The organism is Dactylosporangium salmoneum (assembly GCF_039532525.1).
Lineage (GTDB): Bacteria > Actinomycetota > Actinomycetes > Mycobacteriales > Micromonosporaceae > Dactylosporangium > Dactylosporangium salmoneum.
The window spans coordinates 1-23,500 of record NZ_BAAARV010000135.1; the positions used below are offsets into that span (position 1 = coordinate 1).

A 23,500-nucleotide genomic window follows, 5' to 3' on the forward strand; every position below is an offset into this window, starting at 1 on the left:
CCGCGCTGCGGGCCGGGCGCAACCGGCGCCGGGAGGGCCTGGCCGCGCAGGACGGCCCGGCGCTGGTGCGCGCGCTGCCGCTGTGGGTGGGCACCGTCGCCGACGTCGAGGACCTGCTGCCGCCCACGCCGGGCCTGTTCGACCTCGTGATCCTCGACGAGGCCGCGCACATCGACCAGATCCGGGCCGCCCCGGTGCTGGCCCGGGCCAGGCGGGCGCTGGTCGCCGGCGACCCCAGCCAGCTGCGGTTCGTGTCGTTCGTCGCCGACGTCGACGTGGCCGCCACCCTGGAGCGCCACGGCCTGCCCGAGCGCATCGACGTGCGCCGCTCCAGCGCCTTCGACGTGGCCGCCGGCGCCGCCCCGGTCACGTGGCTGGGGGAGCACTACCGCTGCGCCCCGCACCTGATCGGCTTCGCCGCCCGGCGCTTCTACGACGGCCGCCTGTCGCTGATGACCCGCACCCCGGCCAGCGAGCGCGAGGCCGCCATCGACGTGGTGCGGGTGACCGGCGCGTCCGTGCGCGACGGCGTCAACCAGGCCGAGGTCGACGCCGTCCTCGACACGGTGCGCGCGCTGGCCGCCGCGGGGCGCACCGGCATCGGCGTCGTCACGCCCTTCCGCGCCCAGGCCGACGCGCTCGAGGCCGCGCTGCTCAAGGAGCTCACCGCCGACGAGATCGAGCGGCTGGTCCTGCGCTCCGGCACCGTGCACGCCTTCCAGGGCGGCGAGGCCGACACGGTGCTCGTCTCGCTGGCCCTGGTCGACGGCGACTCGCCGGCCCGCCTGCGCTTCGCCGCCGAGCCGAACCTCTTCAACGTCATGACGACCCGCGCCCGCCGCCGCCTCGTCGTCGTGACGTCCCTGCGGTCCGGGACCGGCCTCATCGCCGACTTCCTGGCGCACGCCTCGGCCCCGCCGTCCCCGGCCGCCCCGGGCCCTTCGCCGGTGCCGTGGGCCTCGCGGCTGGCCGCCGAGCTGACCGCCGCGGGCCGCGACGCCCGCGTCGCGTACCCGGTCGGCGACTGGACCGTCGACCTCGTAATCGACGGTGTCGGCTACATCTGCGCGCCGCACCCGGACGGCAACGCGGCCCACCTGGACCGCCAGCGGGAGCTGCTGCGGGCCGGCTGGACCCTGCGCGAGGCCTTCGCCAGCCGCTGGCAGGGCGACCCGGTCCGCGCCGCACTACACCTGAGTTCAGGGTCGTTCAGCAGGGTTTCCCCTGAGGTTTCGCAAGGCTAGGGGCCGCACACTCGATCCATGACCGTACGTCGCATCTTCCATGTCGTCGGCGCCGCGCTGGCGGGGACCGTGAACGCCTCCGGCGAGGCCGTGCCCCCGGCCGACCCGCGCGAGGTGCGGGCCCTGCTGGTCGAGATCGGCCTGCTGCGCCCCGGCGCCTTCGAGGCGGAGCTGCCGCAGGCGCTGCGGCGCTTCCAGGCCCGCGCGGGGCTGCTCGTCGACGGGGTGGCGGGGCCGCGCACGTCCCAGGCCCTGGCCCGCTCCGCCCGTGAGGCCCGCCACCTGCGCGCCCTGGGCATGGCCGCCTGAGCCCGGCGCCGGACACCGGGCGCGAGCAGGGCGCCCGCCGCGGCGCCGAACGGCACCCCGAGGACCAGCAGCAGGCGGCCGTTGCCGACGTCGCCGGTCAGCCACAGCGCGCGCAGGAAGGCGACCGCCGCGGCCGGCGGGAGCAGGGCCAGGAGGACCACCGAGTACTCGGTGGGCCGCAGCTCATCCACGGCTCTATATGGTGGCACCTGTCGGCAAGCGGACCGGTGCGGCGCGCAGGACGGTGCCGAGGTGGTCGGCGGCGGCGCACAGGCCGGCGACAGCGTCGGCGAGCATCGGGCCGGACTCGCTCGCGGCGAGCAGCTCGATCAGCACGCCGATCGTGGTGGCCACGGTGTCGGCCACCGGGTCTGGGCGACGGCCCCGGCGGCGGGCCACGCTCTGCTGCACCCAGGCCAGCCGGGCGGCCTGCAGGCGACCGGCGGCGTCCGGGCCGGCGGCGTCGCGGTCGGCCCGCAGGTGCAGGTCGGCCCGGTCGTCGACGTCCAGCCCGGCCCGGGTCTCGAGGGTCTCGAGCCGGTCGACCAGGGCGGCGGTGATGTGGGCGAGCAGTTCGGCGCGGCGCCGGTCGTCGGCGTGGTCCTTCATGATGTACAGCGGATCGCCCGCGACCCCCAGGATCGTCATGACCCGCAGGAGATCATCGGTGCTCGGCAGCGTGGACACGCGGCCAGGGTAGGTCCGGGCCGCGGGGGACGCTGTGACGAATGACGCACCGAATCCCCTGACAAATCGGACCCTTCCGAGGGGTGTGCGAACGCGGGTGCCGCGTTGCCCGTAGGCTGTGTCGAATTCGTGGCGGCGCAGCGTCGCGGCGACCCGATACATTTCCGTGCATAGGAGGTGGGCACGGTGTCACAGCGTGCGAACGGGGAAAGCGAGTTAGGCCGGCGCGATGCCTGGCTGTACTACGTGCTCGTGGGTGGCGCGGGCATCGTGTTGCTGCCGTTCACGATCGTGTGGCACGCCGAGTGGTGGCCGGAGGTGGCCGCGGTCGTGCTCCTGCTGGTCACCGGGGTGGCGGGGGCCGTCCGGGCCGGGAAGGGGCCGAAGCCGCGCACCCTCGTCGTGCGGCCGGGCGAGTTCGTGGCGCCGCCGTCGTACTTCGGGCTCGCCAACAGCGCCGCGGCGTTCCCGCCCATCGTCGGGATCCTCTTCAGCGTCGTCTTCGACGACGATGACTGGGGCGTGTTCACCTGGATGCTGTTCGCGGTGACGATGGTCTTCGCCTACTTCATGGTGGCCACCCTCGTGATGCTCGCCCGCGGGACCGGCCGGCTCGTGCTGCGCGGCGACGGGCTGACCGTCGTCGACGCGTTCGTCACGTACGACGTGCCGTGGGAGGCCATCATGACCGGCCCGCTGCCCACGGTCTTCGGGGTGGGCCGGCTCGGCATCCTGTGGCCCGAGCTGGTGCGCAGCCGCGGCCCGCTGCGCCGGCGCAACCAGCAGCGCATCCAGCTGCAGCTGCAGCGCTCGGCCGTGCACCGGGAGTTCCTGCACGACGCGGTGAACCACTACCTCAACCACCCGGAGGACCGGCCCGTCATCGGCACCCAGGAGGGCCTGGACCGCCTGCTCGGCGCCCTGCACGTGCAGCAGGTGTGAGCGCGGCGGCCCGGGCCCGCCCGGCCTACCAGGTCATGTTGATCTCGTTCTGGTAGTTGACGTAGCCGCCACGCAGGAACGCCTTCGCCATCGGCACGTTCCCGACGTCGGTGGTGGCCCGGATGCGCGGCGCGTCCTGGGCGGCGAGCACCCGGGTGCCCTCGCCGAGGACGTCGTCGATGTAGCCGCGGCCGCGGTGCTCGGGCAGCACGGCGAGGTACGCGATGATCGGGCCGTAGTCGTTGCGGGCGGGGAAGACGAATCCGACCGGCTCGCCGCCGGGTAGCGTCGCCACCCGCCACCATTGCCTGGGGCTGCGGTACAGCTCCAGCTCGCCGTGGAAGTGCTCCTCGGCGACCCCGCGCGCCGGGAGCCGGGCCAGGCCGGCCCGGTGGTGCGCGTCGAGGGTGCCCCCGACGGCCCTGGTCATGAGATCCAGGGCTTCCGCGGTACCGCGGAAATCCCGGAACACCAGACGGCCGGAATCCGGCGGGATCGTCGCGCCCGGGCGCCACTCCAGGCGCCGGCGCTCGACCAGGAGGCTGGCCCCGAGGCCCTCCAGCGCGGCCAGGTGCCGCCGCACGGCCCCGGCGGGGTCCCCGGCCCAGCCCGGGTCGACGAAGCGGATGTACTCCGGCGGCGTGCCCCCGTCCGGCACGAGCCGGGTCAGGGCGGTGCGGACCAGCTCCGCCGCGGTGCCGGCATGGCCGTCGGCGAAGTCGAAGATGTCCATGAGATACGGCTCGGCGGACCCGGCGCGGGCCCACCAGGCGGCCCGGGCGACGAGGCGGTCCCCGTCGAGGGCCATCCACAGCCACTCGGGCTTGCGGCGCCCGGCGGCGAGGTCGCCGTCGAGCTCGTCGTTCAGGACGTACGGCAGGCCGAGGAAGCGGTCGAGCTCCTCGCGCCCCGCGACGGGGCGGATGGTGACGGACAAGTGAGGCTCCAGTGTGTCGTGGTGCTGGTGTTGCGGGACATGACCGGCTCCTCCTTCCTGGCGGTCGCTCGCCGCCGCCGACTGTTGTACCCCGTTGATCATGGCCGGGGCAAATCGAAAACCGGTTGCCGGGCCGTCGGCGCATCGGCGATCGTCGTGACCATGACGCGCTGACGGTTCTCCCACGCCCTGTCCGTTCTCCACGAGGAAACTCTCTCCAAGAGGAAAGCCGTGCCCACCGTCACCGTGTTCGCCTCCGACGGCAGCTGGATCGAGTCCGACGCCGTCACCCAGTGCCACCAGGTCGCCGCCCTCGACGGCATGCTGCACGTCGCCGGCATGCCCGACCTGCACCCCGGCAAGGGCGCCCCGATCGGCGCCGCCATGACCTCCACCGTCCTCTACCCGCACCTCGTCGGCTCCGACATCGGCTGCGGCATCGCCGTGTTCCCGTTCCCGCTCAAGAAGGCCGTCCCCGAGCGGCTCGCGGCCAGGTTCCCCGACCTCGACGCGCCGATCGACCCGGAGTGGGCCGGCCTGGCCGAGGACGAGGTCCCGGCCGGGCACCTCGAGGGCCTCGGCACCGTCGGGCGCGGCAACCACTTCGCCGAGCTGGCCCGGGTCAAGGAGGTGCTCGACGCCGGGCACGCGGCCCGGCTCGGGCTCGCCGCCGGCGACCTGGTGCTCATCGTGCACAGCGGCTCCCGGGGCCTCGGGGAGCGGATCCTGCGCGAGCACACCGAGGTGCACGGCGCCGGCCCCGCCGCGGACCCGCCCGGCTACCTGGCCCGGCACGACGCCGCCGTGGCCTGGGGGTCGCTGAACCGCCGGCTCATCGCGGCCCGCGTCGCCGACGCCCTCGGCGCCGCGCCGGCCGAGCCGATCGTCGACCAGTGCCACAACCTCGTGGAGGTGCGCGACGGGGCGTACCTGCACCGCAAGGGCGCCGCGCCGGGTGACGGGCGGGACGTGCTCGTGGCCGGGACCCGGGGTACCCTGTCGTACCTCGTCGCCGCCCACGCCGGCGCGGAGGCCGGGCACTCGGTGGCCCACGGCGCGGGCCGCAAGATGTCCCGCTCCGACGCCCTCGTGCGCAACCGGGCCAAGCACACGGTCGAGCAGCTGCGCCGCCCGCCGACGGGCTCGGTGGTGGTCTGCGGCGACCGGCAGCTGCTGTTCGAGGAGGCCCCCGGGGCGTACAAGCGCATCGAGCAGGTGATCGCCGACCTCGTCGCGCACGGCCTGGCCACGCCGGTGGCGAGCACGGTGCCGGTGGTCACCTACAAGACCGCCGACAAGGGCCGCCGATGACCTACCTGATGGTGTCCGCGGGCCGCGGCCCGCAGGAGTGCGCGTGGGCCGTGGCCGAGCTGGCCGCGCGCCTGGAGGCCGAGGCCGCCCGGCTCGGGGTGCCGGCCGAGCGGGTGGCGCAGGTGCCGGGGGAGCGGCCCGGCACGTACCGTTCCCTGCTGCTGCGGGTCGGCGAGGAGCTCGCCGGGGCGTGGACGGGGACCCTGTGCTGGCAGGCGCCGAGCCCCTACCGGCCCGGTCACGGGCGCAAGAACTGGTACGTCATCGCCCGCCCCTGCGACCTGGACGCCCCGGGCACGCCGTTCGCGGAGGCCGACGTCGACATCCAGCCGTGCCGCACCGGCGGCCCGGGCGGGCAGCACCGCAACAAGGTGAGCACCGCCGTGCGGGCCACCCACCGCCCGACCGGCCACGTGGTCGTCGCCGACGGCGAGCGGCACTTCGGGCAGAACCGCCGGGCCGCCCTGCGGCTGCTGCGGGAGAAGGTCGAGCGCGACGACCGGGCCGCCGCGGCGGCGCTGGACGCGGCCCGCTGGCAGATCCACGACGACCTCGTGCGCGGCGACCCGGTCCGGGTCGAGAGGCCGCTCAGGCCCTCGCGCGCAGCAGGTCCAGCATCGCGTCGACCGAGCCGGCCGGGTCGGTGACCGGGAACTGCACCGCCCGGATCGTCGCGGACGGGTCGAGCAGCAGCGTGAGGCGCTTGAACCGGTCGGTCCCGGCGACCCGGAACGTCGGCAGGCGCAGCGCCGCGGCCAGGCGCCCGTCGGCGTCCGACAGCAGCGGGAACGGCAGCCGCGCGTGCTCGGCGAACGCGGCCAGCTGGTCGGGGCGTTGCATGCTGATGCCCCGGATGCGCCCGCCCAGGGCCCGGAAGGCGGGCTCCCGGGCCGCGTAGGTCAGCGACTCGAGCGTGCACCCGGCGGCGCCGGGGATGTCGCCCCAGCCCGGCGGGTGGCCGTCGGGCCCGGGCGCGAAGGCGCCGGGGAAGCAGTACAGCACCGTCCAGTCCCGGCCCGCGAACTCCGGCACCGGGTGCCCGACGAGCCCGTGGACCCGGTGCGCCTCGGCCGCGGTGCCGATCGCGTCGAGCCGCCCGTCGCCCATGACGTGCCGCGACCCCCAGTCCTGCAGCGCGACGAGCACCGGGAGCAGGCCCTCACCCTTGGCGGTGAGGACGTAGTCGTAGCGGGGCGGGCGGGCGTGGTACTCCCGCCGCCGCAGCACGCCGTGCTCGACCAGGGCCGCCAGCTTCTCGGCCAGGGCGCGCCGGCTGACCCCCAGCTCCCGCTGCAGGGCGTCGAACCGCGTGGTGCCCCCGGCGACGTCCCGCACGATCAGGAACGTCCACCAGTCGCCCATGACCCCGAGCGCCTGCGCGATGCCGCAGTCGGCGTCGGCCAGATCCTCGTGCCGCACACGTGCACTATAGTCAGTTCCAGTTTGGAACTGACTCGATATCGGGGGCGGGTATGGCCGTGTTCTGGCGTTGGTGGACGGCCGGCGCGGTCAGCTCGGCGGGGACCGCGGTCGGGGCGGTGGCGCTGCCGCTGACCGCCCTGATCGCGCTCGACGCCACCCCGCTGCAGATGGGCGTGGTCGCCGCGGCCGGGTACGTCGCGTGGCTGGTCATCGGCATGCCCGCCGGCGTGCTCGTGCAGCGCCTGCCCCTGCGCGGCGCGCAGATCGCGGCCGACCTGGTGCGCGCCGCCGCCGTCGCCTCAGTGCCGCTGAGCTGGTACCTCGGCGCGCTCACCATCGCCCAGCTCGTCGCCGTCGCGCTGGTGGTGAGCCTGGCCAACGTCGTCTTCGGGGTGGCCAACGCGACGTTCCTGCCCTCGATCGTCCCGCCGGAGCGCCTGGAGGCCCGCAACAGCCTCAACTCGGCCACCGAGGCGGTGACCACTCTGGGCGGCCCGGCCGTGGCCGGCCTGCTCGTGCAGGCCCTCGGCGCGGTCCCGGTCCTGTTCGTCGACGCGGTGAGCTACCTGTGCTCGGCCGCGCTGCTGCGCACCCTGCCGCCCCGCCGCGCCGGCGCCTCCGCCGAGCGGCCGCTGATCCGCGACGGCCTGCGCTTCGTCGCCCGCCACCCGGTGATGGGCCCCGGCATGTGGACGGCGGCCGCGGTCAACTTCGTGTGCGGCGCCCAGCTCGCGCTGTTCCCGCTGTACCTGGTGCGCGACCTGCACACCCCGCCCGGCTGGGTCGGCCTCCTGCTCGCCGTGGAGGGCGCCGGCACGCTGCTCGGCGCCGCGCTGACCACCCGCGTCACGGCCCGCCTCGGCACCGCCCGCGCCCTGCTGCTGGCCTCCGCCGTCGCCGTCTCGGGAGCCATGATCATTCCCCTCGGTACCGCCTGGGCCGCCTACGCCGCCTTCGTGCTGGGCAGCGTCGTCTTCGCCGGCGGCGTGGTGGTCATGAGCGTGACCATGCGCACCTACCGCCAGCTGGCCAGCCCGCCCGACCTGCTGGCCCGGGTGATCGCCACGGTCCGCTTCGTCTCGTGGGGCGCCATCCCGATCGGCAGCCTGCTGGCGGGCCTGTTCGCCGGGCACGCCGGCGCCCGCCCGGCCCTCTTCGCCTTCGGCGCCGCCACCGTCCTGGCCCCGCTGGCCCTGCTGCGCTCCCCGATCCGCCGCCTGCGCGACCTGACCGACTACGCCCCGGCCCCGGCCGTCGCCTGACGACCCGCGGACGGCCCGCGGCGACGCACCCGTGCCGCTCGCCCGGGCCTGGTCCTCGCTGCCGGCGGAAGTCGAGGCTCTCGGCACGCCCGCCGGCGCCCGGCCGAGGGAGGACGGGCTGGGCGAGCGGCCGACGCCGGGCGCTTGGGCCGCGGGCCGGTTCCGACGGCCGCCGGCGTCCGTGCGGGGCGAACGGGACCGGACCGGGAACGCCTCCGCCGCTGCTTACCCGCGGCGGTGAGGGCCGCGGAAACCAGCGACGCCGTGGCCGGAGTTGCCGCGCTCGCGTGTGGGTTAGCCGGCCGCCAGGAGCAGGTCGGCCAGGTCGCCGAGGTCGCCCAGCCGGATGTCGGCGTCGAGGCCGCGCAGGGCGGCGACCGTCGCGCCGGCGGCGTGGCCCGCGTCGATGCCCGGCTGGGAGTCCTCGACCACGAGGCAGTCGCCCGGCGCGACGCCGAGCCGGGCGGCGGCCGCCAGGTACGGGTCCGGCGCCGGCTTGCCGTGCGCGGTGTCCTCGACGGTGACCAGCAGCGGCGGGTCGATCCCGGCGGCGCCCAGGCGGGCCGCGGCCAGGCGGCGGTCGGCGCTGGTCACCACGGCCCAGGGCAGGTCGAGCTCCTTGAGGGCGACGAGCAGGCGGGCGGCGCCCGGGGTGGCCACGACGTCGTCGAGGTCGGCGTACTGCAGCTGCAGCTGCCGCGCCGCCGCGAGGTCCACCGCGTCGTCGTCGAGGGCGGGGCAGACCGCGCGGATCGTGGTCGGGGCCGGGCTGCCGTGCATGCGGGGCAGGATCAGCTCGGCCGGCACGCCCGCCTCGGCCGCCCACGCGAGCCAGGCCCGCTCGACGGCGGCGTCGGAGTCGACGAGGGTGCCGTCCATGTCCAGCAGTACCGCAGCGAAGCGCCGCATTGCCCGTACCCCCAACATTCAATAAACTCGTCAGACGAGCATAATCGTGGGGAGGGCGCGATGGCAACGATGCGGGCCGAGGCGCTGCGGGTGCAGGGCGCGCTCGCGCTGCTGCGCCACGCGCACGCCCACCCCGGCGTGACCAGGGCGGAGGCGGCGGCCCACCTCGGGCTCAGCAGCGGCTCGGCGACGGAGATCATGGGGCGGCTGCGGGCGGCCCGGCTGCTCGGCGAGGCGGCCGCACCGCAGACCGGCGGGCGCGGGCGGCCGACCACGGTGCTGGTGGCCCACCCCGAGGGGCCGCTCGTCGCCGTGGTCGAGCTGACCCACGCCACCTGGCGGGTGACGACCGCGGCCATCGGCGGCGCGCTCGCCCCGGCGCCGGTGCGCCGCCACTCCGGTGGCCCGCCCGGCCCGCTGCTGGCCGGGATCGCCGCCGCCGTCGGCGCGCTGCGCGAGGAGACCGGCGACCGGCTCGCCGCCGTCGGGGTGGCGGTGCCGGGCACGGTCCGCGGCACCACCGTCGTGCAGGCCGCGACCCTCGGGTGGCGCGACGTCGACCTCGGCCCCCTCGCCGCGGGCCTGCCGCTGACGGTGGGCAACGACGCCTCCCTCGCCGGCGTGGCGGAGGTGCTGCGGGGCGCGGCCCGGGAGGTACCGGTGGCGCTGCACCTGACCGTCGAGGTGGGCATCGGCGGGGTGCTGCTCGCCGGGGGCCGGCCCGTGCTGGGCGCGACCGGCGCCGGCGGCGAGTTCGGGCACGTGCCCTTCGGCGATCCGGCCCTCGCGTGCCCGTGCGGGGCCAGCGGCTGCTGGGACGTGACCGTGGACGGCCGCGCGATGGCCCGCCGGCTGGGCCGGCCCGGGCCCGCCGACCCGCGCGCCTTCGCCGAGGAGACCCTGGCCGCCGCCCGCGCCGGCGACGCGGGCGCCCGGGCCGCGGTCGACGAGGTCGCCGAGGCCCTCGGCCGGGGCATCGGCGCGCTGCTCAACGCCCTCGACCCGGCGATCGTGACCCTCGGCGGCCTGGGTGTGGACCTGCTGGACGTCGCGGGAGCCGGCCTGCGCGCGGCGGTGCTGCGGGCCGCCATGGCCTGGCGCCGCGCCGCGCTTCCCCCGATCGTCCCGGCCGAGCTGGGCTCGCGGGGCCCGGCCATCGGCGCCGCCGAGTCCGCGCTGGCCGCCGTGCTGGCCCCGCTCACCCAGGCCCGGGTCAGCGGCCGGTGAGGCGCACGTAGGCGACGACCTGATCCTCCCGGGGCAGCGCCTGCAGGTGCACTTCGACGCCGGTGTGCCCGGCGTTGATGACCTCGTCGTCGCCGATGTAGAGCACGACGTGCCCGCCGCTGTTGGTGAACACCAGGTCGCCCGGGGCGAGCTGGTCGCGGGCGATGTGCTCGCCGGCGTTGATCTGGTCGTAGGTGACCCGCGGCAGCCGTACCCCGGCCGCCGCCCAGGCCTGCATCACCAGGCCCGAGCAGTCGAAGGTCTCCGGGCCCGCGGTCGCGAACTTGTACGGCTTGCCCAGCTGGGCCCGGGCGTAGGCGATGGCGGTGGCCACCTGGCGGGCGCGGTCGTCGCGCAGGATCAGGGTCTGGCCGGAGCGGATGAGGGTCGAGGTGCCGAGGTTGTTGAGCCGCTGCAGGTCGGCCACCGTGGTGCCGTTGCGGCGGGCGAGGGCCCACAGGGTGTCCCCGGGCCGCACCACGATCCGGGACGGGGGCTCGTCGGCCATCGCCTGCTCCTGCGGTACCGCGGAAACCGCCACCACCAGGGCCAGCACGGCCAGCCATCGATGTCGCAGGCAGGCACCATAACGAACAATTTTCCTATTGGCGGCAAATCGGGCGGACCGCTGGGTGAACCGATACTGGAGTCCATGATGACCCGCCTGCTGCACCCGTCCCTGCCCGACCGCCCCGGCGGCGTCCCGGTCACGACGCCGATCTATCAGACCAGCACCTACGAGCTGCCCCGCACCCCGGAGGCGGCCGAGATCGCCTCGGCGGTGGCGCCGACCGGGTACTACACGCGGTACGGCTCCCCGAACGCCGCCGAGGCCGAGGCCATGCTCGCCGAGCTCGACGGCGCCGAGCGCGCGCTGCTGCTGGGCAGCGGGATGGCCGCGGTGAGCGCCGCGCTGCTGTCCAACGTCCGCGCCGGCACCCGCGTGGTCGCCCAGACCAACCACTACACGGCCGCGCTCACGCTCCTGCGCGACGTGCTGCCCACGTTCGGCGTCGATGTCGCGCTGGTACCGCAGGAGGCCCTCCCGGACGCGGCTCCCGGCGCCGACGTCGTCTACGCCGAGACCCCGAGCAACCCGGCCATGGTCCTGACCGACCTGGCCGCCGTCCGCGCCGCCGCCCCGTCGGCCCTGCTGATCGTCGACAACACCTTCGCCACGCCGTACAACACCCGCCCCCTGGAGCTGGGCGCCGACCTGGTCGCCCAGTCCGCCACGAAGTACCTCAACGGCCACAGCGACGTGACCGCGGGCGTGCTGACCGGCTCCGCCGAGCTGGTGGGCCGCGCCTGGGAGACGGCCCGCGTCCTGGGCCCGGTCTGCCACCCCTTCGAGGCCTGGCTGCTGGCCCGCGGCCTGCGCACCTTCCCGCTGCGCATGGCCCGCCACAACGACAACGCGCAGCGCGTGGCCGAGGCCCTGTCCGCGCACCCGCGCGTGACGGCGGTGCACTACCCGGGCCTGCCCTCCCACCCCCAGCACGACCTGGCCCGCCGCCAGATGACCGGCTTCGGCGGCATGCTGTCCTTCACGGTCGCGACCCCGGAGGAGGCCCAGCACGTCCTGCGCTCGACGGTCCTGGCCGGCAACGCGGTGAGCCTGGGCGGCACCGAGACCCTGATCACCCACCCGGCGTCGCTGATCTTCTCCCACGGTGGCACCTCCGACACCGTCGACGCCTCGCTGCTGCGCCTCTCGGTCGGCCTGGAGGAGCCGGAAGACATCGTGGAAGATCTCCTCCGCGCGCTCGACACCTGACCGACCGCGGCGTTCATCGGCGGGGGTCACGGTGTGGCGCATGGCATTGAACAGGCGCGATGTGCTGGCCGTGACCGGGCTGGGGCTGGTCGGCGGCGGGCTCGGCGGGGCGTTCCTGCCGGCGGCCGCCGGCGCGGCGCCCGCCGGCAGCCGGTCCGGCCGGCCCGCGGTCGATGGCTATGGGCCCCTCTCCCCGGCGGGCAAGGAGCTGGCGCTGCCCGCCGGGTTCGGCTACCGCACGTTCGGCGCGGCCGGCAGCAGGATGAGCGACGGGCTGCCCACGCCCGGCTGCCACGACGGGCAGGCGGTGTTCGTGGCCGGGCGCGAGCGGGTCCGGATCATCCGCAACCACGAGATCGACCTGGACGTGCCCGGGGCGCGGCACCAGGCGCTCGGGCCGCGCAACGCCTACGACCGGGGGCGCCGGCCGGGTGCACCTCGTCGCTGTACGACCTCGGATCCGGGCGGCTCGTCGAGAGCTTCCTGGTGCTCAACGGCACGCTGAGCAACTGCAGCGGCGCCGCGACGCCGTGGGGGTCGTGGCTGTCGTACGAGGAGACCACCGCGTCGTGACCGGGCGCTGGTGGTCAGCCGTCGTCGTCCATCGCCGCCAGGCGCTCCCGCAGGCGGCGCGCCTGGGGTCCGCGGTAGGAGCGCAGGGTGCTCTCCAGGGTCCAGCGCACCTCCGGGTCGGGGTGCTCGGCGAGGTAGGCCAGCTCCTGGGCGTCCCCGCGGCGTCCCACGGCGAGGTCGTAGAGCACCTCGATGATCTCGTCGGCGTCGGTGGCCGTCCTCAGCCGGGCCATCAGCACGGACTTCGGCGCGACCTGCGGGGGCGGGTCGAGCCGGTTGCGCAGCTGCGCCACCCGGTAGCCGCCACTCGGGGCGCAGCACGCGCACGGCCGCCGGCCGTGCGCGTCGGGCCGGTACCGCCAGCCGACGCCCTGCGGCACGTCGCGCACCCGCCGCACCTCGGCGGCGGCGATGGCCCGGGGGACGAACACCTCGTGGCCGCGGGGGTCCTCGAGGGCCCGCACGACGGCGACCGCCTGCGCCGCAGTCACCTCGCGGGGCCTGCTGCCGTAGTGCCCGACCGTCACCGGCTCGCCGTCGGGCAGGCGCAGGTGGACGGCGACGAAGGGGCCGCCCTTCCAGCGGCGCAGCTCGCGCACCCAGCCGTAGGTGAGGGTGAACGAGGGGAGCACCGGCATGCAGTACACCCCGCGGCGCTGCTCCCAGCCGTGGCTGCGCGCGGCGATGCCCGAGCGCTCGATCCGCCGGGCCGCCCGCGCGGTGGTGAGGTGCACGAAGTCCGCCATCGCCGCGCAGCATAGCGGCAGCGGCATAACCTCAAGTCTTGGTTCAAGACCCGTATTGACTGCCGCCGACGCCACGGCATAGCCTCCGATTGATCTGTAAACCAACCTCACAGATCGCTTCGCGAACCCCGGGCCCTGCCGCTACAGGGTCCGCCCATGGGAGGTAGGCACATGCGAAGACTCAAGTCGCTGGCATCCGCCGCGCTGGTCGCGTCGCTCGTCGCGACCGGCCTGGCCGTCGTGTCGGCCCAGAGCGCGGCGCAGGCCGCGGTCGTGTGGAACGAGGACTTCAACGGCGGGTCCGGCGCCGGCGTCGACACGTCGAAGTGGAACTTCGACACGGGCGGCGGCGGCTTCGGCAACTCCGAGCTGGAGTACTACAACAGCGGCACCAGCAACGTGTACCAGGACGGCCAGGGCCACCTGGTGATCGAGGCCCGCCGGGAGAGCGGCGGGCGCAGCTGCTGGTACGGCACGTGCCAGTGGACGTCGGGCCGGATCCAGACGGCCGGCAAGTTCACCCAGCTGTACGGCCACGTCGAGGCCCGCATCCAGGTGCCGAAGGGCAACGGGCTGTGGCCGGCGTTCTGGATGCTCGGGGGCAGCAACTGGCCCACCGACGGCGAGATCGACATCATGGAGAACGTCGGGCGCGACCCGAACACCGTCTACGGCACGATCCACGGGCCGGGATACTCGGGCGGCAACGCGGTCGGCGGCACGCGCAACATCGGCCAGGCGCTGGGCAACGCGTTCCACACGTTCGCCGTCGACTGGTCGCCGAACCTCATCGTCTGGACGATCGACGGCTCGGAGTACTTCCGCGCCACCCCGGCCAACATCCGCGGCAACAAGTGGGTGTACGACCACCCGTTCTTCATCATCCTCAACCTCGCGGTCGGCGGGAACTTCCCCGGCAGCCCGGACGGCAGCACCCCGTCGGTCAACCGCATGCTCATCGACTACGTCCACGTGAGCACGAGCGACACGACCCCGCCGCCGGGTGGCACCAACGCCCTGCGCGGCACGGAGAGCGGCCGCTGCATCGACATCCCCTCGGCCAACCCGGTCGACGGCGCCCGGCTGCAGGTCTACGACTGCAACGGCACCGCCGCGCAGCAGTGGACCCTCGGCACGGACGGCACCGTCCGCGCGCTGGGCAAGTGCATGGACGTCGCCGCCGCCGGCACCGCCAACGGCACGGCCGTGCAGCTGTACACCTGCAACGGCACCAACGCCCAGAAGTTCACGCTGTCCGCCGCGGGCGACCTGGTGAACACGAACGCGAACAAGTGCGTCGACGTCGCCGGCCACGGCACCGCCAACGGCTCCCAGCTGCAGATCTGGGACTGCACCGGCGGCGCCAACCAGAAGTGGACCAAGGTCTGACGCTCTGCCTCGCGAGGGGGCGGCGGGGTTCATCCCCGCCGCCCCCTTCCGGCTTTTCCGGCACCACGAATCCCCGCGCCGGCGGGACCAATGACTCTGTTCGGTTGTGGCGGAACGGGGAAACCTGAGGTAGTCGCCCCGAGACCCGGAGGCGAGGCCAACCCGAAGCCGTCACACCTGTGGAGCGCGCGATGCGGACAACCGAGACGCCAACTGCCGGTGGCAGGCAACGAGTGCTGATGCTCGCGCTGGCCACGATCGGATTCGCGGTCAACTTCTGGGCGTGGGCGCTGCTGAGCCCGCTCGCGCCGAAGTTCAAGGACGCACTGCACCTCACCTCGTTCCAGCAGGCCCTGCTGGTCGCCGTGCCGGTGGTCGTCGGGTCGCTCGGGCGGATCCCGGTCGGCGCGCTGACCGACCGCTACGGCGGGCGCATCATGTTCCCGCTGGTCTCGCTCGCCACGATCGTCCCGGTGCTGTACCTCGGCCTCTCCGGCCACACCTCGCTCGCGGGCCTGCTGGTCGGCGGCTTCTTCCTCGGCATCGGCGGCACCGCCTTCGCCGTCGGGGTGCCCTTCGTCAACAACTGGTTCCCGCCCGAGCGGCGCGGCATGGCGGTCGGCGTGTTCGGCGCCGGCATGGGCGGCACCGCGATCAGCGCGCTGAGCACCGTGAAGCTGGTCCACGCCGGCAGCACCGCCACCCCGTTCGTGGTCACCTCGATCGTCCTGGCTGTCTACGCGGCGCTCGCCGCGCTGCTGCTGCGCGACGCCCCTGGCCGGGTCGTGCCGGCCCAGCCGCTGGCCGGCCGGCTGGCCGCCACTGCGCGGCTGCGCCTCACCTGGCAGGCCGCCGTGCTGTACGCGGTCGCGTTCGGCGGCTACGTCGCGTTCTCGGTGTACCTGCCGGCGTACCTCAAGACCGCCTACGGGCTGGCGCAGGCCGACGCCGCCAACCGGATGGCCGGCTTCGTGGTCCTCGCCGTCGTCATGCGCCCGATCGGCGGCTGGCTGTCCGACCGCATCCCCGCCACCCGCGTGCTGGCCGTCTCGCTGGCCGTCGTGGCCGCCGGCGCGGTGGTCCAGGCGTTCACGCCGGGCCTCGCCCCGGTGGGCACGATCGCGTTCCTGTCCATGGCGGCCGCGCTCGGCGCCGGCAGCGGCGCCACCTTCGCCCTGGTCGCGCAGCGGGCGCCGGCCAACATGGTGGGCTCGGTCACCGGCGTCGTCGGCGCGGCCGGCGGGCTCGGCGGGTTCGTGCCGCCGCTGGTCATGGGCGTGGTCTACGAGCGGTACGGCTCCTACGCCTCCGGCCTGGCGGCGCTCGCGGTGGTCGCCCTCGGCGCGCTGCTGCTGACCGTCACCGTCGTCGCCCGCGGCGCCGGCGAGTCGTCCCGGACCGGCGCGCGCAGCACCCGGAGCGCCGCTCATGTGTGAGTACTGCGGCTGCCAGGCCGTTGACGCGATCGGCGAGCTGACCCGCGAGCACGACCGGGTGGTGAACCTCATGGGCGAGGTGCGCGCCGCGCACCGGGCCGGCGACGTGCCCCGGATGGCCGAGGTCGCCCGCGAGATCGCCGCGGTGCTCGGCCCGCACACCGAGGTGGAGGAGCGGGGCCTGTTCCCCGCCCTCGCCGGCGACTTCCCCGAGCACGTCGAGGCGCTGGAGTCCGAGCACCGCGTGGTGGAGGCGGCGCTGGGCGCGGCCGCGGACGGCACGCCCGCGGACCCGGCCTGGCCCGGCCATCTGCTCGAGGTCCTGGAGATGCTGCGCGAGCACATCCTCAAGGAGCAGGACGGTGTCTTCCCCGCCGCGCTGGCCGGTCTGAGCACCGAGGACTGGGAGCGTGTCGATGCGGTTCGGCGGGCGTTCATCCCGGTTCGTGGCTAATGTGAGCAAGGTCCGTCTCTTACCGGAGGGAGGGCCCTATCGTGGCCCGCAGGAGCGACTCGCCCGGGCTGGACAGCGGACTGGCCGACGCGCTGGTCAGCACGCGCCGGTTCTTCACCCGCGGCGAGGTGTCGCCCGACCTGCGGACGCTGCACCAGATCGGTGGCAGGCAGGCAGACTCGTTCTACCGGGACCGCTGGGCACATGACAAGGTGGTGCGCTCCACGCACGGGGTGAACTGCACCGGGTCCTGCTCCTGGAAGGTGTACGTCAAGGACGGCATCATCACCTGGGAGTCCCAGCAGACCGACTACCCGAGCGTCGGGCCCGACCGGCCGGAGTACGAGCCGCGCGGCTGCCCGCGCGGCGCCGCCTTCTCCTGGTACACCTACTCGCCCACCCGCGTGCGCTACCCGTACGTCCGGGGCGTGCTGCTGGAGATGTACCGCGAGGCGAAGGCGGCCAACGGCGGCGACCCGGTCGCGGCGTGGGCCGACATCGTCTCCGACCCCGAGAAGGCCCGCCGCTACAAGTCGGTGCGCGGCAAGGGCGGCCTGGTCCGGGCCACCTGGGACGAGGCCGTCGAGCTGGTCGCCGCCGCGCACGTGCACACGATCGCCGAGTGGGGCCCGGACCGCGTCGCCGGCTTCTCGCCCATCCCGGCGATGTCGATGGTCTCGCACGCCGCCGGCGCCCGGTTCTACAACCTCATCGGCGGGGCGATGCTGTCGTTCTACGACTGGTACGCCGACCTGCCGGTGGCCTCACCGCAGGTGTTCGGCGACCAGACCGACGTGCCGGAGTCCGGCGACTGGTGGGACGCCGGCTACCTCATCATGTGGGGCTCGAACCTGCCGGTGACCCGCACCCCGGACGCGCACTGGATGGCCGAGGCCCGCTACCGGGGCCAGAAGGTCGTCGCGGTCGCCCCCGACTACGCCGACAACGTCAAGTTCGCCGACGAGTGGCTGCCCGCGCAGCCCGGCACCGACGGCGCCCTCGCCATGGCGATGGGTCACGTGGTGCTCAAGGAGTGCTTCGTCGACCGGCAGGTGCCGTACTTCGCCGACTACGTGCGCCGCTACACCGACCTGCCGTTCCTGGTCACCCTCGACGACCTCGGCGACGGCGCCTTCCGCCCCGGCAAGATGCTCACCGCCGCCGACCTGCCCGGCGCGCTCGCCGAGAGCGAGCACGCCGCGTTCAAGACGGTGCTGCTGGACGACGACGGCACGCCGGTCGTGCCCAACGGCTCGCTCGGCTTCCGCTACGGCGAGCACGGCGTCGGGAAGTGGAACCTCGACCTCGGCGACGTGCGGCCGCGGCTGTCGTGCGAGGGCGGCGAGGCCGTCGAGGTGGTGCTGCCGCGGTTCGACACGTCCTCCGGCGCGGCGGAGCCGATGCGCCGCGGCGTGCCGGTCCGGCGCATCGGCACGCACCTGGTGACCACCGTGTACGACCTGCTCCTGGCGCAGTACGGGGTGGGCCGCGACGGGCTGCCGGGGCAGTGGCCGTCCGGCTACGACGACGCCGCCCAGGCGTACACGCCGGCCTGGCAGGAGACCATCACCGGGGTGCCGGCGTCGGCCGCGGCCCGCATCGCGCGGGAGTTCGCGGCCAACGCGGAGGAGTCGAAGGGCCGCTCCATGATCATCATGGGCGCCGGGACCAACCACTGGTTCCACTCCGACACCATCTACCGCTCGTTCCTCACCCTGACGACGCTGACCGGCTGCCAGGGCGTCAACGGCGGCGGCTGGGCGCACTACGTCGGGCAGGAGAAGGTCCGCCCGATCACCGGCTACAGCGTGCTGGGCACCGCGGCGGACTGGTCCCGGCCCGGCCGGCAGATGATCCAGACCGCGTACTGGTACCTGCACACCGACCAGTACCGGTACGACCCCTTCTCGGCCGCCACCCTGGCCGCGGGCAGCGACGGTGGTTCCTTCGCGGGGCGCAGCACCGCCGACCTCATCGCCGCCTCCGCCCGGATGGGCTGGATGCCCTCCTTCCCGCAGTTCGACCGCAACCCGCTGCTGCTCGCCGACGACGCCGCCGCGGCCGGGAAGCCCGTCGCCGAGCACGTGGTGTCCGAGCTCAAGGCCGGGCGGCTGCGGTTCGCCTGCGAGGACCCGGACGCGCCGGAGAACTTCCCCCGCGTGCTCACCGTCTGGCGGGCCAACCTGCTCGGCTCGTCGGCCAAGGGCAACGAGTACTTCCTGCGCCACCTGCTCGGCACCGACCATGCCGTGCGCGCCACCGAGGCCCCGCCCGGCGCCCGGCCGCGCGACGTCGTCTGGCGGGAGCAGGCCCCGACCGGCAAGCTCGACCTGCTGCTGTCGCTGGACTTCCGGATGACGTCCACGACCGTGTACTCCGACGTCGTGCTCCCCGCGGCGACGTGGTACGAGAAGCACGACCTCAACACCACCGACATGCACCCGTTCGTGCACTCGTTCAACCCGGCCATCGCCCCGCCCTGGCAGACCCGCACCGACTGGGACGCCTTCATGACCATCGCCCGCGCCTTCAGCGCGCTGGCCGGGCCGCGGCTGGGCACCCGCACCGACCTCGTCGCCGCGCCGCTGCTGCACGACACGCCGGACGAGCTGGCCAACCCGCACGGCCGGGTCGCCGACTGGAAGGCCGGGCAGTGCGAGCCGGTGCCGGGGCGCACGATGCCGAAGCTCGTCACCGTCGAGCGCGACTACGCCGCGATCGCCGACAAGATGGCCTCCCTCGGCCCGCTGCTGGACACGCTGGGCGCGACCACGAAGGGCGTCACGTTCCGGGTCGAGCGGGAGATCGAGTACCTGCGCCACAAGAACGGCGTGGCGCGCGGCGGCGTCGCCGACGGCCGCCCGTCGATCGCCCGGGACGTGCAGGCGTGCGAGGCGATCCTGGCGCTGTCCGGCACCACCAACGGCCACCTGGCCACCCAGGGCTTCCGGCAGCTGGAGCGGCAGACCGGGATGCGGCTGGCGGACCTCGCCGCCGAGCACGAGGGCAAGCAGATCACGTTCGCCGACACCCAGGCCCGCCCGACGCCGGTGATCACCTCGCCGGAGTGGTCCGGCTCGGAGGCCGGCGGGCGGCGCTACTCCCCGTTCGTCATCAACGTCGAGCGGCTCAAGCCCTGGCACACGCTCACCGGCCGGCAGCACTTCTACCTCGACCACGACTGGGTCGCGGAGCTCGGCGAGTGGATGCCGACCTACCGCCCGCCGCTGAACATGCACGCCCTGTTCGGCGAGCCGGCCGTCGGCGAGAAGGGCGAGCTGGGCATCACCGTGCGGTACCTCACCCCGCACAACAAGTGGTCCATCCACTCCGAGTACCAGGACAACCTGTTCATGCTGTCGCTGTCCCGCGGCGGGCAGACCATCTGGATGTCCAAAGAGGACGCCGCGAAGATCGGGGTGCGCGACAACGACTGGATCGAGGCGGTCAACCGCAACGGCGTCGTCGTCGCCCGCGCGATCGTGTCGCACCGCATGCCGGAGGGCACCGTCTACATGCACCACGCCCAGGACCGCCTCATCGACGTGCCCCGCACCGAGACCAACGGCCGGCGCGGCGGCATCCACAACTCCCTGACCCGGCTGCTCATCAAGCCGACGCACCTCGTCGGCGGCTACGCGCAGCTGTCGTTCGCCTTCAACTACCTCGGCCCGACCGGCAACCAGCGCGACGAGGTCACCGTGATCCGGCGCCGTTCCCAGGAGGTGGAGTACTGATATGCGCGTGATGGCGCAGCTGGCCATGGTGATGAACCTCGACAAGTGCATCGGCTGCCACACCTGCTCGGTCACCTGCAAGCAGGCGTGGACCAACCGCACCGGCGTCGAGTACGTGTGGTTCAACAACGTCGAGACCCGACCCGGCCAGGGCTATCCGCGGCGGTACGAGGACCAGGAGACCTGGCGCGGCGGCTGGACGCTCAACCGCCGCGGCCGGCTCGCCCTCAAGGGCGGCGGGCGGTTCAAGAAGCTGCTCACCATCTTCTCCAACCCGAAGCTGCCGGCGATCGACGACTACTACGAGCCCTGGACCTACGACTACGAGCAGCTCACCAACGCCCCGCTGCAGGAGCACACGCCGGTCGCCCGGCCCAAGTCCCTGCTGTCGGGCAAGGACATGAAGATCTCCTGGTCGGCCAACTGGGACGACGACCTCGCCGGCGCCCCCGACCACGGCGACAAGGACGTGCTGCTCAAGGGCATCGCCGACAAGGTGCGCTTCGAGTTCGAGCAGACCTTCATGTTCTACCTGCCCCGCATCTGTGAGCACTGCCTCAACCCGTCCTGCGCCGCCTCCTGCCCGTCCGGGGCGATCTACAAGCGCGAGGAGGACGGCATCGTCCTGGTCGACCAGGACCGCTGCCGCGGCTGGCGGATGTGCGTCTCCGGCTGCCCCTACAAGAAGGTGTACTTCAACCACCGCACCGGCAAGGCGGAGAAGTGCACGTTCTGCTTCCCCCGCGTCGAGGTCGGCATCCCCACCGTGTGCTCCGAGACGTGCGTCGGCCGGCTGCGCTACATCGGCCTGATGCTCTACGACGCCGACGCCGTGCTCGCCGCCGCCTCCACGGCGAACGAGCACGACCTCTACGAGGCCCAGCGCCGGGTGTTCCTCGACCCGAACGACCCGGCCGTCGCCGCCGAGGCCGAGCGGGCCGGCATCCCGCGGGACTGGGTCGAGGCGGCCCGGCGCTCCCCGGTGTACGCGCTCATCAACACCTACAAGGTGGCGCTGCCGCTGCACCCGGAGTACCGCACCATGCCCATGGTCTGGTACATCCCGCCGCTGTCACCGGTCGTGGACGTGGTGCGCGACACCGGCCACGACGCCGAGGACCGCGGCAACCTGTTCGCCGCCATCGAGGCGCTGCGCATCCCGGTCGACTACCTGGCCCAGCTGTTCACGGCCGGCGACCCGGCCCCGGTCGACGCCGTGCTGCGCCGCCTCGCCGCGATGCGCTCCTACATGCGCGACGTGAACCTCGGCCGCGACCCGGACGAGCGCATCGCGTCCGCCGTCGGGATGACCGGGGAGCAGGTGTACGGCATGTACCGGCTGCTGGCCCTGGCGAAGTACGACGAGCGGTACGTCATCCCGCCGGCGCACGCCGAGCAGGCCCACTCCCTCGAGGAACTGGCCACCGGCTGCTCGCTGGACTACGAGGGCGGCCCGGGCATGGGCGGCTCCGGCCCGTTCGGCGAGGCCTCCGGCGGACCGGCCCCGATCGCCGTGGAGAACTTCGCGATGCTGCGCGACCGGCAGACCACCGACACGATCGTCGACCCCGCCGACAAGCCGCGGCGGGTCAACCTGCTCAACTGGGACGGCAAGGGCCGCCCGGCGGGCCTGTTCCCCGATCGCGCCGATGGCAACGGGGGCACGCCATGAGGGGCGCGGCCTGGCAGGCCCAGTCGCTGCTGCTGGCCTACCCCGACGAACAGTTCACGGGCCACCTGGACCTGGTCCGCCGGGTCGCCGCCGCGCTCGGCGGGCCGGTCGGCACGCCGCTGGGCCGCTTCGCCGCGCACGCGGCGCGCACCCCGCTGCCGGAGCTGGCCGCCGAGTACGTCGCCACGTTCGACCACCGGCGGCGGTGCTGCCTGTTCCTGACGTACTACACGCACGGCGACACCCGCAACCGCGGCATGGCCCTGCTGCGGCTCAAGCAGGCCTACGCCGCCGCCGGGCTGCGCCTGACCGACGAGGAGCTGCCCGACCACCTGGCCGTGCTCCTCGAGTACGCCGCCGCGGAGCCCGACGCCGGCGCCGCCCTGCTGATCGAGCACCGGGCCGGCCTGGAGCTGCTGCGCGCGGCCCTGCACGACGCCGGCTCGCCGTGGGCGGACGTCCTGGACTCGGTCTCGGCCACGCTGCCCCCGCTCGGCGACGAGCGCACCGCGGTCGCCCGTCTCGCGGCCCAGGGCCCGCCGGCCGAGCAGGTCGGGCTCGCCCCGTTCGCCCCGCCCGAGTACATGCCACAGGGAGCCGCTCGATGAAGGTCCTGCTGTGGATCGTCGTGCCCTACATCGCGATCACCGTCTTCGTCGTCGGGCACATCTGGCGGTACCGCTACGACAAGTTCGGCTGGACGACCCGCTCCTCCCAGCTCTACGAGCGCCGGCTGCTGCGCCTGGGCAGCCCGATGTTCCACTTCGGCATCCTGCTCGTGGCGCTGGGCCACGTCGGCGGCCTGCTGATCCCGGAGTCGTGGACCGACGCCGTGGGCGTCAGCGAGGACGCCTACCACGCCGTCGCGGTCGGCCTCGGCACCGTGGCGGGCTTCCTCACCCTGGCCGGCGCCGCCATCCTCGTCTACCGGCGGCGTACCGTCGGCCCGGTCTTCTCCGCCACCACGACCAACGACAAGATCATGTACGTGCTGCTCGTCGGCACGATCCTGCTCGGCCTCGGCACCACGGTCCTGGGCAACCTGACCGGCCACCCGCACGACTACCGCCAGACCGTCTCCCCGTGGTTCCGCTCGATCTTCTCCCTGCACCCGCAGCCGGACCTGATGGCGGCCGCGCCCATCGGCTTCCGCCTGCACGCGCTGGCCGCCTGCACGCTGTTCGCGTTCTGGCCGTTCAGCCGCCTGGTCCACGTCTTCTCCGCCCCGCTGGGCTACCTGACCCGGCCGTACATCGTCTACCGCAGCCGCGACCGCCAGCTCGGCGCCCGCCCGGTCCGCCGCGGCTGGGAACGCGTCCAGTGACCGCGCACGCCCTGCGCGCCGGCCCCGCCGCCGTCACCGGCCTGGCCTGGCGGGACGCCCGGGAGGCCGCCCGCCGCGCGGACCCGCTGCCCGCCGAGCGGGTCCCGCTGGACGCGGCGGCGGGCCGCGTGCTGGCCGAGCC

The 23,500-nt window shown here is 74.3% G+C and carries 24 protein-coding genes; 18 read left to right on the forward strand and 6 right to left on the reverse strand.

Annotated features, from left to right (window positions below):
- On the forward strand, positions 1–1,244 hold a 1,244-nt coding region (locus tag ABD352_RS53695), incomplete at its 5' end, for a DEAD/DEAH box helicase (protein WP_344620430.1).
- 18 nt (positions 1,245–1,262) lie between these two features.
- Positions 1,263–1,553 (forward strand): peptidoglycan-binding protein, encoded by a 291-nt coding sequence (locus tag ABD352_RS53700; RefSeq protein WP_344620431.1) that lies wholly within the window; start codon positions 1,263–1,265, stop codon positions 1,551–1,553.
- 195 nt (positions 1,554–1,748) lie between these two features.
- On the opposite strand, the gene ABD352_RS53705 is transcribed toward ABD352_RS53700, so the two are convergent.
- Positions 1,749–2,240 (reverse strand): hypothetical protein, encoded by a 492-nt coding sequence (locus ABD352_RS53705; RefSeq protein ID WP_344620432.1) that lies wholly within the window; start codon positions 2,238–2,240, stop codon positions 1,749–1,751.
- Positions 2,241–2,426: 186 nt separating this feature from the next.
- Between ABD352_RS53705 and ABD352_RS53710 the strand changes: the two genes are divergently transcribed.
- Positions 2,427–3,182 carry a hypothetical protein gene (locus ABD352_RS53710; RefSeq protein ID WP_344620433.1) on the forward strand — a complete coding sequence of 252 codons (756 nt, stop codon included), beginning with the start codon at positions 2,427–2,429 and terminating at the stop codon, positions 3,180–3,182.
- Between the two features lie 25 nt (positions 3,183–3,207).
- Here ABD352_RS53710 and ABD352_RS53715 read toward each other — a convergent pair whose 3' ends face one another.
- A complete protein-coding gene (locus ABD352_RS53715) occupies positions 3,208–4,119 on the reverse strand; it encodes a GNAT family N-acetyltransferase (RefSeq protein WP_344620434.1) in 912 nt (303 codons plus the stop codon).
- Positions 4,120–4,137: 18 nt separating this feature from the next.
- Between ABD352_RS53715 and ABD352_RS53720 the strand changes: the two genes are divergently transcribed.
- From ABD352_RS53720 to prfH, 3 genes are read left to right on the forward strand one after another with little or no spacing between them, the layout of a single operon-like run.
- The gene (locus ABD352_RS53720; protein WP_344620435.1) at positions 4,138–4,293 is read left to right on the forward strand and encodes a hypothetical protein; all 156 of its coding nucleotides are present in this window, start codon (positions 4,138–4,140) and stop codon (positions 4,291–4,293) included.
- 15 nt (positions 4,294–4,308) lie between these two features.
- Entirely contained in the window at positions 4,309–5,430 is a 1,122-nt protein-coding gene (locus tag ABD352_RS53725) for an RNA ligase RtcB family protein (protein WP_344620451.1), read from the forward strand.
- Positions 5,427–6,077 (forward strand): peptide chain release factor H, encoded by a 651-nt coding sequence (prfH, locus tag ABD352_RS53730; RefSeq protein WP_344620436.1) that lies wholly within the window; start codon positions 5,427–5,429, stop codon positions 6,075–6,077. The genes ABD352_RS53725 and prfH overlap by 4 nt, the downstream gene beginning before the upstream one ends.
- Here prfH and ABD352_RS53735 read toward each other — a convergent pair.
- Complete coding sequence (locus ABD352_RS53735; RefSeq protein WP_425553987.1) at positions 6,019–6,792, reverse strand: winged helix-turn-helix transcriptional regulator; 774 nt, start codon at positions 6,790–6,792, stop codon at positions 6,019–6,021. The genes prfH and ABD352_RS53735 overlap by 59 nt on opposite strands.
- A gap of 110 nt (positions 6,793–6,902) precedes the next feature.
- On the opposite strand from ABD352_RS53735, the gene ABD352_RS53740 reads away from it, so the two are divergent.
- Positions 6,903–8,114 (forward strand): MFS transporter, encoded by a 1,212-nt coding sequence (locus ABD352_RS53740; protein ID WP_344620438.1) that lies wholly within the window; start codon positions 6,903–6,905, stop codon positions 8,112–8,114.
- Between the two features lie 294 nt (positions 8,115–8,408).
- On the opposite strand, the gene ABD352_RS53745 is transcribed toward ABD352_RS53740, so the two are convergent.
- A complete protein-coding gene (locus tag ABD352_RS53745) occupies positions 8,409–9,023 on the reverse strand; it encodes an HAD family hydrolase (RefSeq protein WP_344620439.1) in 615 nt (204 codons plus the stop codon).
- A 60-nt stretch (positions 9,024–9,083) separates the two neighbouring features.
- Here ABD352_RS53745 and ABD352_RS53750 point away from each other — a divergent pair, with 60 nt between their 5' ends.
- Positions 9,084–10,250: an ROK family protein gene (locus ABD352_RS53750; protein WP_344620440.1), complete on the forward strand. Its 1,167-nt coding sequence runs from the start codon at positions 9,084–9,086 to the stop codon at positions 10,248–10,250.
- On the opposite strand, the gene ABD352_RS53755 is transcribed toward ABD352_RS53750, so the two are convergent.
- Positions 10,237–10,806 carry a C40 family peptidase gene (locus ABD352_RS53755; RefSeq protein ID WP_344620441.1) on the reverse strand — a complete coding sequence of 190 codons (570 nt, stop codon included), beginning with the start codon at positions 10,804–10,806 and terminating at the stop codon, positions 10,237–10,239. The genes ABD352_RS53750 and ABD352_RS53755 overlap by 14 nt on opposite strands.
- A gap of 96 nt (positions 10,807–10,902) precedes the next feature.
- Here ABD352_RS53755 and ABD352_RS53760 point away from each other — a divergent pair, with 96 nt between their 5' ends.
- From ABD352_RS53760 to ABD352_RS57980, 3 genes are read left to right on the forward strand one after another with little or no spacing between them, the layout of a single operon-like run.
- Entirely contained in the window at positions 10,903–12,027 is a 1,125-nt protein-coding gene (locus tag ABD352_RS53760) for a trans-sulfuration enzyme family protein (protein ID WP_344620442.1), read from the forward strand.
- Between the two features lie 40 nt (positions 12,028–12,067).
- Positions 12,068–12,532 (forward strand): hypothetical protein, encoded by a 465-nt coding sequence (locus tag ABD352_RS53765; RefSeq protein ID WP_344620443.1) that lies wholly within the window; start codon positions 12,068–12,070, stop codon positions 12,530–12,532.
- Positions 12,514–12,600, forward strand: a complete 87-nt coding sequence (locus ABD352_RS57980) for an alkaline phosphatase PhoX (RefSeq protein ID WP_425553988.1) — start codon at positions 12,514–12,516, stop codon at positions 12,598–12,600. The genes ABD352_RS53765 and ABD352_RS57980 overlap by 19 nt, the downstream gene beginning before the upstream one ends.
- 14 nt (positions 12,601–12,614) lie before the next feature.
- On the opposite strand, the gene ABD352_RS53770 is transcribed toward ABD352_RS57980, so the two are convergent.
- Positions 12,615–13,346, reverse strand: coding sequence for a HEAT repeat domain-containing protein (locus ABD352_RS53770; protein WP_344620444.1), 732 nt, complete (start codon positions 13,344–13,346; stop codon positions 12,615–12,617).
- Between the two features lie 171 nt (positions 13,347–13,517).
- Here ABD352_RS53770 and ABD352_RS53775 point away from each other — a divergent pair, with 171 nt between their 5' ends.
- From ABD352_RS53775 to narI, 7 genes are all read left to right on the forward strand, one after another.
- Positions 13,518–14,735 carry a ricin-type beta-trefoil lectin domain protein gene (locus tag ABD352_RS53775; RefSeq protein ID WP_344620445.1) on the forward strand — a complete coding sequence of 406 codons (1,218 nt, stop codon included), beginning with the start codon at positions 13,518–13,520 and terminating at the stop codon, positions 14,733–14,735.
- A gap of 191 nt (positions 14,736–14,926) precedes the next feature.
- Positions 14,927–16,171 (forward strand): MFS transporter, encoded by a 1,245-nt coding sequence (locus tag ABD352_RS53780; RefSeq protein WP_344620446.1) that lies wholly within the window; start codon positions 14,927–14,929, stop codon positions 16,169–16,171.
- Positions 16,164–16,625: a hemerythrin domain-containing protein gene (locus tag ABD352_RS53785; RefSeq protein ID WP_344620447.1), complete on the forward strand. Its 462-nt coding sequence runs from the start codon at positions 16,164–16,166 to the stop codon at positions 16,623–16,625. Before ABD352_RS53780 ends, ABD352_RS53785 begins: the two co-directional genes overlap by 8 nt.
- 92 nt (positions 16,626–16,717) lie before the next feature.
- On the forward strand, positions 16,718–20,362 hold the full coding sequence (locus ABD352_RS53790; protein WP_344620452.1) for a nitrate reductase subunit alpha: 3,645 nt from the start codon (positions 16,718–16,720) through the stop codon (positions 20,360–20,362).
- A gap of 1 nt (position 20,363) precedes the next feature.
- Positions 20,364–22,034, forward strand: a complete 1,671-nt coding sequence (gene narH / locus ABD352_RS53795) for a nitrate reductase subunit beta (RefSeq protein WP_344620448.1) — start codon at positions 20,364–20,366, stop codon at positions 22,032–22,034.
- A complete protein-coding gene (narJ, locus tag ABD352_RS53800; protein ID WP_344620449.1) occupies positions 22,031–22,642 on the forward strand; it encodes a nitrate reductase molybdenum cofactor assembly chaperone in 612 nt (203 codons plus the stop codon). The genes narH and narJ overlap by 4 nt, the downstream gene beginning before the upstream one ends.
- Positions 22,639–23,358, forward strand: a complete 720-nt coding sequence (gene narI / locus ABD352_RS53805; protein WP_344620450.1) for a respiratory nitrate reductase subunit gamma — start codon at positions 22,639–22,641, stop codon at positions 23,356–23,358. Before narJ ends, narI begins: the two co-directional genes overlap by 4 nt.
- Positions 23,359–23,500 lie beyond the last annotated feature (142 nt).

What these genes read in the sequence shown, in the direction of transcription:
- narH (WP_344620448.1), top strand. Translation starts at nt 20,364, where the DNA reads ATGCGCGTGATGGCGCAGCTGGCCATGGTGATGAACCTCGACAAGTGC.
- ABD352_RS53745 (WP_344620439.1), bottom strand. Translation starts at nt 9,023, where the DNA reads ATGCGGCGCTTCGCTGCGGTACTGCTGGACATGGACGGCACCCTCGTC.
- ABD352_RS53700 (WP_344620431.1), top strand. Translation starts at nt 1,263, where the DNA reads ATGACCGTACGTCGCATCTTCCATGTCGTCGGCGCCGCGCTGGCGGGG.
- ABD352_RS53780 (WP_344620446.1), top strand. Translation starts at nt 14,927, where the DNA reads ATGCGGACAACCGAGACGCCAACTGCCGGTGGCAGGCAACGAGTGCTG.
- prfH (WP_344620436.1), top strand. Translation starts at nt 5,427, where the DNA reads ATGACCTACCTGATGGTGTCCGCGGGCCGCGGCCCGCAGGAGTGCGCG.
- ABD352_RS53735 (WP_425553987.1), bottom strand. Translation starts at nt 6,792, where the DNA reads ATGGGCGACTGGTGGACGTTCCTGATCGTGCGGGACGTCGCCGGGGGC.
- ABD352_RS53785 (WP_344620447.1), top strand. Translation starts at nt 16,164, where the DNA reads ATGTGTGAGTACTGCGGCTGCCAGGCCGTTGACGCGATCGGCGAGCTG.
- narJ (WP_344620449.1), top strand. Translation starts at nt 22,031, where the DNA reads ATGAGGGGCGCGGCCTGGCAGGCCCAGTCGCTGCTGCTGGCCTACCCC.
- ABD352_RS53740 (WP_344620438.1), top strand. Translation starts at nt 6,903, where the DNA reads ATGGCCGTGTTCTGGCGTTGGTGGACGGCCGGCGCGGTCAGCTCGGCG.
- ABD352_RS53775 (WP_344620445.1), top strand. Translation starts at nt 13,518, where the DNA reads ATGCGAAGACTCAAGTCGCTGGCATCCGCCGCGCTGGTCGCGTCGCTC.
- narI (WP_344620450.1), top strand. Translation starts at nt 22,639, where the DNA reads ATGAAGGTCCTGCTGTGGATCGTCGTGCCCTACATCGCGATCACCGTC.
- ABD352_RS53760 (WP_344620442.1), top strand. Translation starts at nt 10,903, where the DNA reads ATGATGACCCGCCTGCTGCACCCGTCCCTGCCCGACCGCCCCGGCGGC.
- ABD352_RS53770 (WP_344620444.1), bottom strand. Translation starts at nt 13,346, where the DNA reads ATGGCGGACTTCGTGCACCTCACCACCGCGCGGGCGGCCCGGCGGATC.
- ABD352_RS53750 (WP_344620440.1), top strand. Translation starts at nt 9,084, where the DNA reads ATGGCAACGATGCGGGCCGAGGCGCTGCGGGTGCAGGGCGCGCTCGCG.
- ABD352_RS53765 (WP_344620443.1), top strand. Translation starts at nt 12,068, where the DNA reads ATGGCATTGAACAGGCGCGATGTGCTGGCCGTGACCGGGCTGGGGCTG.